The sequence below is a fragment of the Hamadaea sp. NPDC051192 genome (genome assembly GCF_040682475.1).
GTDB lineage: Bacteria > Actinomycetota > Actinomycetes > Mycobacteriales > Micromonosporaceae > Hamadaea > Hamadaea flava.
Genome location: NZ_JBFBAZ010000285.1, coordinates 1 through 2,699, shown reverse-complemented (window position 1 = coordinate 2,699; position 2,699 = coordinate 1). Strand labels below are relative to the sequence as shown.

At 69.0% G+C, this 2,699-nt stretch carries 3 protein-coding genes; 1 reads left to right on the top strand and 2 read right to left on the bottom strand.

Translation table 11 applies throughout. The features are described 5' to 3' along the window. Window positions 1-174: 174 nt before the first annotated feature. Complete coding sequence (gene cutA / locus AB0M47_RS42590) at window positions 175-504, top strand: divalent-cation tolerance protein CutA (protein WP_363424708.1); 330 nt, start codon at window positions 175-177, stop codon at window positions 502-504. On the opposite strand, the gene AB0M47_RS42585 is transcribed toward cutA, so the two are convergent. Together AB0M47_RS42585 and AB0M47_RS42580 are read right to left on the bottom strand one after the other, a co-directional pair. Further along, entirely contained in the window at window positions 462-953 is a 492-nt protein-coding gene (locus AB0M47_RS42585) for an HIT family protein (RefSeq protein WP_363424705.1), read from the bottom strand. The two genes, cutA and AB0M47_RS42585, sit on opposite strands and share 43 nt — an antisense overlap. 159 nt (window positions 954-1,112) lie before the next feature. Continuing rightward, a partial coding sequence (locus AB0M47_RS42580) for a multicopper oxidase family protein (protein ID WP_363424702.1) occupies window positions 1,113-2,699 on the bottom strand: 1,587 nt, incomplete at its 5' end.

Genomic DNA, 2,699 nt, shown 5'->3' with positions numbered 1-2,699 from the left:
GATCTAGACACCTCAGAACGTAGGAGCAGCAACGGCGTGCGCTGCGTTACGACACATCAGCTACCCACACATGTCGGTGGAGAGCCGAATCTTGGACCAAGATTCGACCCGGATCCATGATCCGCCGCTGACCTGAGGGGCGGGGCGGGGTCGCCAGGGGTTACCGTGCGCGGTGTGCAGACTGACATCGTCATCGTGGTGACCACGACAGACTCCGCGGACGCCGCGCACGAACTCGCCCGGTCCGCGGTCGGTGCGCGGCTGGCGGCGTGCGCCCAGGTGCACGGTCCGATGACCAGCGTGTACTGGTGGAACGGCGGGGTGGACGAGGCCCGCGAGTGGCGCGTCGAGTTCAAGACGACCGTCGAGCGTGGGCCGGAACTCAGCGACCACCTGCGCGGCATGCACAGCTACGACGTTCCGGAGATCGTGTGCCTGCCCGTCGTGGACGGCGCGCCGTCCTATCTCGCCTGGGTACGCGACTCGACCCGCCCAGCGAAGTAATCCAGCAGCCGTTGGGCGTACGGCTCGCGTTCGGTCTGCGGCACGAACCCGGGCAGGGCCTGGCTCCGGTAGAGGTCGTCGCCGTCGTAACGGGGGAAGACGTGCACGTGCAGATGCCAGACGTCCTGGTGGCCCGCGGGTTCGTTGTGCTGCCGCGTCGAGACCCCGGCGCACCCGTACGCCGTCCGCAGGGCGATCGCGATCTCCTGGACGGCGTCGTGAACCGCATGACCGAACTCCGCCGGAAGTTCGTAGATGTTCTCGTAATGCTCGTTCGGGATGACGAGGACGTGTCCTGGATTGTTCGGCCACCAACGAGGGGCCACGAAAGCGGTCGCCCGATCGGTTTTCAGGACGACGTCGCGCTGGTCGTTGACCCGATCGCGCCCGGCCAGGAATTCGCAGAAAGGGCACACGTAGCCCGGCGGTTCATGGCTCCATTGCGACATCGGAACAGCCTATCCACGCGGCGTTTCAGCGGCGTGCGGCCGAGGTGCATACATAGTGGACGGCTCCGGGTCTGCATGCGGCCCGGAGCCGTAACAGAAATGCTAGCCCTCAATACACAGCGTGGTCCAGAGGGCTGACCTGCCATGAATGAGAATCTGTCACGCGTACATCAGGTGCAGGAGCATGCCCTGCTCGGCGTGCGCCAGATTGTGGCAGTGGTTCGCCCACATGCCGGGATTGTCGGCCTTGAAGGTCACCTCCCACACTTCGCCGGGGCGTACGTCGAAGGAGTCGAGCCACAGCGGGCTTCCGGTCGCGGCTTTTCCGTTGCGGGACAGCACGAGCACGTGATGCCCGTGCAGGTGCCACGGATGCACCACCAGTGACCGGTTCACGATCGTGAACTTGACGGTGTCGCCGAGGTGGACGACCTGCGGCGGGATGTCGGGGTCGGCCGCGCCGTTGACGGTGTGGGCGTACCGGGGGAGCAGTCCGTGCAGGTCCAGCCCCCGGTCGAGGACGAGGGTGAACTCCTTGTCGTATCGGTTCCACGGCGGGTCCTGGGCCGTTCCGTAGCTCAGCGGGTCGAGGACCGGCCAACCCGACGTCGACGGGGTGAGCGCGCCGGTGGAGTAGACCACGCGGTTGTCCACCGACAGCGCGATCGGCGTCGCGGGCGCGGAGAACACCAGGTCGTAGCGGCCGCCGGCCGGGATGGAGATCGCGGTCTCCGACACCGGGGGCGGCTGCGACAGGTCCATCCCGTCGATGGCGGCCACCTGGAACGGCGTGCCGGCCAGGGCGTACCGGTGGGTGGCGCTGTCGGTGTTGATCAGCCGCAGCCGCATCGGCGTACCCGCCGCGACCGGCTCCTGCGCTGGCTCGGGCAGGCTCACGCTCGACAGCGTGTGCGCCGCGATCACCCGGTCCACACCGGATGCCGGCCCGGGGCGTACCACGAGCACGCCGTAGAGGCCCATCTTCACACCGATGTCGGACACCGCATGGGTGTGATACCAGTAGGTTCCCGCCTGATCCGCGCGGAACCGGTAGACGAACTCCTGCCCCGGCAGCACCGCGTCCTGGGTCACCCCCGGCACGCCGTCCTGGCTGTTCGGCACGTCGTACCCGTGCCAGTGCAACGTGACGCCACGCGCGATGTCCTTGTTGCGCAGCGTCACCTCCAGGATGTCGCCGACGGTCGCGGTCAGCTCCGGCCCCGGCACCTGTCCGTCGAACGCCCAGGCCGCGACACTCTGCCCGCTCACGGTCACCGTGGCGGTTCCGGCCGTCAGGGTGAAACGCTTGGTCGGCTCTCCCACGCTCGGTGCGGCTTCCGCCTGCACATGATGTGGTACGCCGGGAGCAGCGCTCGGCGCGGCGGCCAGCCCGGTGCCGGCCACCAGCGCCACGACCGCAACCGCAAGCGTCGTCCGGGACACGGCGCGCGACGGGCGCGGGCCGAGGAGGCGCCAGGACACCGCGGTCGCGGCGACGACCCCCGCGACCGCCAGCAGTCCGGTTCCTGCGGACGCCGGGTACCCGTGCACCACCGTCACGAGCAGTGCGCTGCTGTCGGCGTACCCGGCGAAAAGAAGCGCGACGGCCGCGGATCGGATGTCGCCCCGAGCGCGGAGCAGCCGCCAGCCGGCGACGACCACGGCCGCGAGCGACAGCGGCGCGGCGATGAGGATCTTCTCCCCGGCGAACCACCAGCCCGCGCGGGCGAGCAGCGTGATGGTGAC

What these genes read in the sequence shown, in the direction of transcription:
- AB0M47_RS42585 (WP_363424705.1), bottom strand. Translation starts at nt 953, where the DNA reads ATGTCGCAATGGAGCCATGAACCGCCGGGCTACGTGTGCCCTTTCTGC.